Genomic DNA, 7,010 nt, shown 5'->3' on the forward strand with positions numbered 1-7,010 from the left:
CTTCCGGCCGCCGGAACATGGCAACCTCTAGACGGGTTTCAATTCTTTCTCTAAGCTGGGGAAACGGATGATAAACTTGGTCCCCTTCGCCGGGGCGCTGGCCACTTCCACCGTTCCTCCGTGCAGTTCGATGATTTCTCTGGCGATAGCCAAGCCCAGTCCGGTTCCTACTGAGAGCCGGGAGTGGGCTTTGTCCGCTTTATAAAACCTCTCCCAGATAAACGGCAGATCTTCCGATGCAATACCGCTGCCAGTGTCGGAAACAGCTAGCAGAATCAGATTTTTATCCCGCTCAACCCCCACGGTGATTTTGCCGCCGGCAGGAGTAAATTTCAGGGCGTTATCCAATAAAATCAACAGCAATTGCGTTAAACGGTCGCCATTGCCGCTGATAACCGTATTTTCCTCCAGCTTTTCGGCTTGCAGCTGCACACCTTTTTGCTCGGCCCCGCGCCGAAAAATAGAAACTACGCCCTCAGCCACTGCGGCTAAGGGAATCGGCTCCATTTCCGCATTAGTATTTTGGGATTGCAGCCGGCTTAAATCTAATAAATCCTTAATTAACCGTTCCAGTCTCTCGGTTTCATCCCGCATCATGCCGAGATACTTTGCCTGCAGCGCCGGATCAGCCGCCGTACCGTCTGTCAATGCTTCGGTGTATCCCCGGATAATCGTCAGAGGAGTGCGCAATTCATGAGATACATTGGCGACAAAATCCCGGCGCAGTTTGTCGACTTTTTCTGTTTCACTGACAAAACGCTCCAGATCCTGGGCCAGGGAATTAAGAGATTTGCCAAGTTCACCGACCTCGTCGTCTGTACGAATTCCGGTCCGACGATTATAATCGCCGCAAGCCATAGCCTGAGCAGCCAGCTGCATTTCCCGCAGTGGACGCACGATACCCCGGGACAGCCAATTCACGATCACGATGGTCAGCAGCACGGCCACTAGTCCGATGGCGGCAATATAGTAATAGATCCGCTGCATATACTCGTTGATGGAACGGACCGGTGAATTTAACAGAATGATGCCATTCATGCCGCCATTGGCCTGGATCACCGGAATGGACACCATCAGCATTTCCTCGTCATAAAAAGGATGTCGCAGCGTAGTAGACCATTCCCGGCCTTCAAAGACCTGATTTAATTCCTCCAAACATTTCCGGATCATGCCTCGGGCATTGGCCTCCAGCGGTATTCCCATTCCGCCCGGCCTCATGCCGGGTCTGTGCCAGGGGCCGCCGGGCCCGTACCGCCGTTGGGGAGTGGACATAGCGATCACCCTCCGTGATCCATCCACCACCCAAATGCGGGCATCGAGAAAACTGTCTACACTATTGATAAAAATCCCCAGTTGATGCAGATTGATTGTTCCCTGGTAATAGTCGTCGACAACCCGCGACAATTCATAGGCTTTATTCATCAGCTCCCGTTTTTTGGAGAAAATAAAATAATCCCTGATCAAATAGGAAACGCCGATAGATACCATGATCAGCATGATGATGATAACCGCCATATAACTGTATAGAAGTTTACGCTGCAGGGAATGTTTCACGGTCTCACCTCAAATTTATAACCTACCCCCCACACTGTCTTGATATCCCAGGGAGTATCTTCCCGTGCGCCGATTTTTTGCCGGATTCGTTTGATATGGGTATCCACCGTCCGGGTATCGCCGCAGTACGTGTAGCCCCATACATTTTCCAGCAGTTGATCCCGGGAAAACACCCGGCCGGGATGAGTGGCCAAATGCCACAATAGCTCCATTTCTTTAGCGGTAAGGTTGACACTCGAACCGTATGTTGTGACCGTATATTCAGCAATATTAATATCCAGGTGAGGAAACCGCAAAATATCGGCCTGGGTAAAAGCGATGTCTGGCATACGCCGCAGGACGGCCTTCACTCTGGCCACGACTTCCCGCGGATTAAACGGTTTGGGGATGTAATCGTCAGCGCCCAGTTCCAATCCCATAATCCGGTCTTCATCCTCCGCCCTGGCAGTCAGCATAATAATGGGGACTTTCGATATCCGGCGTATCTGTTTGCAGGCCTCAAGACCGTCCAGCACCGGCATCATGATGTCCAGGATCACCATCGCCGGTTTCAGCTGCTGCACTTTTAAAATAGCATCGGCTCCGTCAGCAGCCTCTGTGACGGAAAATCCTTCCTTCTGAAAGTACAGAGATAATAGTTCCCGAATCTGCGGTTCATCATCAGCAATGAGAATAATTTGACCCGACACTGTCATCACTTCCCTAATCCTTCAATATCGCTCAGTTACAGCATACCACAACCCGTCCGAAAATTTCAGTGTTGGATTGTGAATTAATTGTGAAAACAGCACTTACTCAAAAAAAGGCTCCCGGTCCGCCGGGAGCTCTTTCTTCTGCATGGAATTATGCCATTGTTTCGGCCAGGGCGGCGCCTAACTCTTTGCGTGGGCGATAGCCGACAATCCGTTTAACTTCCCTGCCGTCTTTAAAAATAACCAGGGTGGGAATGCTCATCACATTATACTGACCGGCTAACTGGGCTTGTTCATCTATATTGACCTTGCAGATCACCGCCCTATCGGCGTATTCCTGCGCAATCGCCTCCACTTCCGGCCCGACCATTTTGCACGGTCCGCACCAGGGCGCCCAAAAATCCACAAGAGCCGGTCTATCTGAGTTAAGCACTTTTTCGGTAAATTCATTCGCATTGGTAATGCTGGTTATACCCATGAGAATCCCTCCAGATCCTTTTTTATAGTATGTGTTGTTTGCCGCAAAATAATTACCCCGCCCCCATCCCTGGGGGCTATGATTTTATTTTATAGAAAACAAGTCAAAAAGTCAATGGTTTCCACAAGAACAGTAGGGGAGCTCCGTCCCGGTTCATTAAGCGGCACCAGCTTATTTTTTCATTGTACTCCTGCCAGGATTGCAGTTTACGGAAAAATCTTTTATAATACAACCAGACCCTACCCCAGGGGGTAAAGGAGTGGAAATATGATCAAGCCAGAAATCCAAGCGGAAGTCTTAAACCGACTCAAAAATATAAAGGGCCACATTACCGGTATTGAACGCATGGTCGAAGAAGAACAATCCTGCGGCAGCATCATGGTCCAGCTTTCTGCCATTCGCGCTTCTATCGAAAAAACCGGCCTGCATATTTTAGAAAACAATGCTGTGGAATGTTTGTGCTCAGATATTCAAGCCAAGCCGGAAGACAAACAAAAAGTGGAGCAGATTGTAAAACAACTCATTACTTTTTTAAAGTAGCCTCGATAATGCCAGGGCCTTAATTGCCAAAAACCAAAAGCCACCTGCTGCATCTACTGCACACAGGTGGCTTCATTTTACCCTGATTAATACCAAAGACTGTTCAGTTCTGCCGGCATTATATCAAAACAGACGGCCAAGCCTGCCAATATCAAAACAATTCCCGCAAGCCGCTGGATCAAGGGCAATGCATGATACAAGCCCGCTAATGAAAACACACAATACTGCAGAGCGGCAGCCAGCAGCAAAAAGGGCAGACTAAAGCCCATGGCATAAACAAATAAAAGTAAGGCTCCCTGACTTAAAGTGGGAAGTGCCCCCGCATACATCAGAATGGTAGCCAGGATTGGCCCGGTGCAAGGCGTCCACCCTGCCGTAAACGCCATGCCCAGCAGAAAAGCGCCAAAAGGGCCGCTAAATGCCTGCTCCAAAAACGGTCGATACTCTCGCGCCAAGAAACGGATTTTGATAAATCCGGCCAAATGGATCCCCATAGCAGTCATGAAGATGCCGGCAACTTTCCGGACTATTTGCTGATTTTCTAAAAGCAAGGCGCCGAAATAGGAAGCGGTAGCCCCCATGAACACAAAAACCAGTGTGAATCCCAGTAAAAAAGAAATCGCATTGACCCAAAACCGGCTTTTCTCCCCTTTGCCGCCGCTGCCGGCCAGCATGGCGCTATAGGTCGGCAGCATCGGCAAAACGCATGGTGACAGAAATGAAATCATTCCAGCCAGAAATGCCGTAACCATGGTTACGTTTTGATCCAAATAAACCACCTCTCCTACAGATCAGCTATGACTTTTTCCAATTCCTGCAGGGTCACGGCGCCAGCTTTACGATACCGGATGACCCCGTTTGCATCCAGTATAAGGGTAGTGGGAATAGCCCATACAGCATAGGTTTCTGCCACTTTCCCGTCAGAATCCAGCAAAACCGGCAATTGATACTGATTTTGCCGCAAAAACGCCTTTACTGTATCGCCGCTTTCCTTAATATTCACCGCATAGAACCTCAAGACACCCTGATGCTTGCGGGCAAACCGGTCCAATTCTGGCATTTCGGCCCGGCAGGGAGGGCACCAGGTGGCCCAGAAATTTAAGATGGTGACTTGACCTTTGACGACTGCTTCAACCGACTTTCCTTCAAGGCCCGTAAGGGTAAAGCCCGGAGCCTTCTTGTCTACCATTACACCCACTTCATCCGCACCACTGGTTTGAGCCGCCGGAGCAGAGTTTTCCCGTTGGACAATCTCACCGGGAGCAGGCAGTGTGGCTTGCTGTTGCTGGCCCGACAGCCAAAGTCCGGCTATAGCCAGGAAAACCAGCAGGATAATAGATAGCAGTTGCTTACGCATGTTAACCTCCTTATATCGTAATCATGATTCCGCGCTATGGGCGGCTTCTATATACATGAGCTCAACTTGTATCTTCATACAATTCTGGTATACTAGAACCAGAATGTCAGAGGTCCGAACTCTACATTCTAAAGGAGGATTTTATGCATCAATATTTGTTTTTCATTGGCGATTTTCCCGTCCGCAGCTATGGGCTCATATTAAGCCTTAGCATCGTACTGGCTACCGTGACCGCCTACTTTCTTGCTAAACAAGACGGCCGCTGGCACCATCACATACCCGACATGGGAATATATTGCGGGTTGGCCGGCATTGTCGGCGCCAGGCTGTGGGATGTATTCTTTTTTGACTGGGATTATTACCAGGATCACCTGCTGGAAATCCCCTTTGTCTGGCAGGGAGGAATGGCCATTCAGGGAGGTGTGGTCCTGGGGGCTATCGTAGGCTACCTGTATACCAAAAAACATAAGATCGACACCTGGGCCTTTGCTGACATCGTGGCCGCTCCGGCAGTCATCATGGGACAAGCCATTGGCCGCATGGCCAATTTAATGAACGGCGACGCCTTCGGCCAGCCCACAGGCAGTGATTTCGGCATTATCTATCCCTCCACGACCCTGGCCCACCAGATATATGGCAATCAGCCCCTTTGGCCGGCAGAAATCTGGGAGGGTCAGATCGATGTGATTATTTTCGTTTTACTGCTGCTGCTGCGGGTCACTAATCATGCCAAAGGCCAGGTCTTCGTGGCATATGCGGTTCTATATTCCGCCGCCCGCTTTTTTCTTGAATTTCTGCGGGGAGATTACGGAACCCTTGCCTTCGGCTTAAAATCCGCCCAGTTGACCAGCCTGACCGTAATGATCATAGGAATCGGGATATTTATCTGGCTCGGTCTCTATGGGTCGCGTATCAATGAACCAGCCGTGAAAACACCGGCCAGACAGAAAAAGTAACGGTTTCATAGATTCTATGCAAGAGCCCTATTCTTTAGCCCCGGTTGCCGGCCAGGAGACCGGTGTCTTCAGCACGGAGACTCAGAGCATCTTTTTACCTGGCATCGGAACCTTTTGAAACGGCCTCAGTTTCCAGGCAGCAGACTCCTATGGCCCGGCTCAGTTCCGGATCAGCCGGACGGGCGCCGGCTGCCAGCAAACCCGCTGAGTCCGGATTCAGGGTATATACCGGTTTATCCTGTGCCAGGCACTCTTTGGCTAAGCCTTCGGTCGCACTGCCAGGTGCTGCGTGCAAAATCAAAACAGCCTCAGCCAGCGCGGCAATAAACCGGTTTCGCTGCAGGGCACTGTCTCTGGTCTGCCAGTTATAGCCGGCGGCAAACGGACTGATCACCAGCATGCGGCCTGCATCCAGCATCTCTTTCCATTCCGCCCGGATCGTAAGAGTATCCAGGCTGCGGGCCGGCATTAAAATCAGTCCCGCGTTTGTTTGACGGAGCTGCCGATACCATTCCGCCTCTAAAGGCGAATGAAAGCCAGCTATAACCGAAATCGTATCCGGCATAGATCCAGCGAAGGTTTTACTGGCCTGGGCGGCTTCCGGCGGCGACTTCATGGAAGCGAAAATCGCCAGCAGAGTACGATCCAGTAATGCCACATTGCCAATCAGAGCTAACGTCTTTGTTGTATATACCGGAGAGCCCAGGGCTTTTAACGGCATGGTAAGGTAAGAAATCTGCAAATAAACCATTCCCATCAGAATGAAAATAGACTACCTCTGCTTTCATTTTACCAGAGTGTTTTTCCAGTGTCATGCTAAGAATGCTAGAGCAACAGTATTTTAAAAGCATATAAGAACACATATTACAAAAATGCCGTACAATCTGTGACTGTACGGCATTTCTTCTGTTTAATTTTCTAAAGATCTATGCTTTGGCGTTGATCTGCTTTGCCCACCAAGCCGTTACGATCGGAACCAGCACGGCGGTGACAATCACACAAGTTGCCACCAGGACAGTAGCTGTTGGCGCCGCGCTCTTATAGGAAGTATCTACAGCCGCAATGGCGGCCGGAACGGCAGCGGCATTGCCGGCGGTGGATGCGGCGGACAAACCGGCAATACCATTGCCGCCAGTTAGTTTATCGGCAATGAAAAGAATGCAGCCGCTGACGGCGACAACAGCGACACCCATCAGAATTCCCAGCATGCCGCCTTTGATAATACTGCTCAGATTAATGCCACAGCCGAGACCAAAGGCAAAGAAGGGAATGAGCACGGGAACTGCTTTAGCAAGATAATCGCGCATATCCCGGTCCAGATTGCCAAGAACCATGCCAATAATTAAGGGCAGAATAGCTCCGACGAAGGTTTGCCAAGGGAAGGCCGCCAATCCTGCAATTCCGAGGGTAACCATGGTCCAGAAGGGACCGGG

General features: G+C 50.3%; 9 protein-coding genes. 2 read left to right on the forward strand and 7 right to left on the reverse strand.

The annotated features are described in order from the left end of the window. Positions 1-27 precede the first annotated feature (27 nt). From ALO_RS17385 to trxA, 3 genes are all read right to left on the reverse strand, one after another. Positions 28-1,554, reverse strand: a complete 1,527-nt coding sequence (locus ALO_RS17385; protein ID WP_004098704.1) for a sensor histidine kinase — start codon at positions 1,552-1,554, stop codon at positions 28-30. Next, positions 1,551-2,249 (reverse strand): response regulator transcription factor, encoded by a 699-nt coding sequence (locus tag ALO_RS17390; RefSeq protein WP_004098706.1) that lies wholly within the window; start codon positions 2,247-2,249, stop codon positions 1,551-1,553. The genes ALO_RS17385 and ALO_RS17390 overlap by 4 nt, the downstream gene beginning before the upstream one ends. Positions 2,250-2,397: 148 nt before the next feature. Then, complete coding sequence (gene trxA / locus ALO_RS17395; RefSeq protein ID WP_004098710.1) at positions 2,398-2,724, reverse strand: thioredoxin; 327 nt, start codon at positions 2,722-2,724, stop codon at positions 2,398-2,400. A 267-nt stretch (positions 2,725-2,991) separates the two neighbouring features. Here trxA and ALO_RS17400 point away from each other — a divergent pair, with 267 nt between their 5' ends. Then, on the forward strand, positions 2,992-3,264 hold the full coding sequence (locus tag ALO_RS17400; RefSeq protein ID WP_004098712.1) for a metal-sensitive transcriptional regulator: 273 nt from the start codon (positions 2,992-2,994) through the stop codon (positions 3,262-3,264). An 86-nt stretch (positions 3,265-3,350) separates the two neighbouring features. Here the strand turns inward: ALO_RS17400 and ALO_RS17405 are convergent, their stop codons facing one another. Continuing rightward, complete coding sequence (locus ALO_RS17405) at positions 3,351-4,034, reverse strand: cytochrome c biogenesis CcdA family protein (RefSeq protein ID WP_004098713.1); 684 nt, start codon at positions 4,032-4,034, stop codon at positions 3,351-3,353. Positions 4,035-4,048: 14 nt separating this feature from the next. Then, complete coding sequence (locus tag ALO_RS17410; protein WP_004098715.1) at positions 4,049-4,621, reverse strand: TlpA family protein disulfide reductase; 573 nt, start codon at positions 4,619-4,621, stop codon at positions 4,049-4,051. Positions 4,622-4,764: 143 nt separating this feature from the next. On the opposite strand from ALO_RS17410, the gene lgt reads away from it, so the two are divergent. Further along, the gene (gene lgt / locus ALO_RS17415) at positions 4,765-5,577 is read left to right on the forward strand and encodes a prolipoprotein diacylglyceryl transferase (RefSeq protein WP_004098717.1); all 813 of its coding nucleotides are present in this window, start codon (positions 4,765-4,767) and stop codon (positions 5,575-5,577) included. A gap of 94 nt (positions 5,578-5,671) precedes the next feature. Here lgt and ALO_RS17420 read toward each other — a convergent pair whose 3' ends face one another. Next, positions 5,672-6,319 carry a DNA-processing protein DprA gene (locus ALO_RS17420; protein WP_169313155.1) on the reverse strand — a complete coding sequence of 216 codons (648 nt, stop codon included), beginning with the start codon at positions 6,317-6,319 and terminating at the stop codon, positions 5,672-5,674. A gap of 184 nt (positions 6,320-6,503) precedes the next feature. Next, the coding region (locus ALO_RS17425; RefSeq protein WP_004098721.1) for a 2-keto-3-deoxygluconate permease at positions 6,504-7,010 on the reverse strand (507 nt) is incomplete at its 5' end.

Source organism: Acetonema longum DSM 6540 (assembly GCF_000219125.1).
GTDB lineage: Bacteria > Bacillota > Negativicutes > Sporomusales > Acetonemataceae > Acetonema > Acetonema longum.

What these genes read in the sequence shown, in the direction of transcription:
- ALO_RS17390 (WP_004098706.1), bottom strand. Translation starts at nt 2,249, where the DNA reads ATGACAGTGTCGGGTCAAATTATTCTCATTGCTGATGATGAACCGCAG.
- trxA (WP_004098710.1), bottom strand. Translation starts at nt 2,724, where the DNA reads ATGGGTATAACCAGCATTACCAATGCGAATGAATTTACCGAAAAAGTG.
- ALO_RS17400 (WP_004098712.1), top strand. Translation starts at nt 2,992, where the DNA reads ATGATCAAGCCAGAAATCCAAGCGGAAGTCTTAAACCGACTCAAAAAT.
- ALO_RS17410 (WP_004098715.1), bottom strand. Translation starts at nt 4,621, where the DNA reads ATGCGTAAGCAACTGCTATCTATTATCCTGCTGGTTTTCCTGGCTATA.
- lgt (WP_004098717.1), top strand. Translation starts at nt 4,765, where the DNA reads ATGCATCAATATTTGTTTTTCATTGGCGATTTTCCCGTCCGCAGCTAT.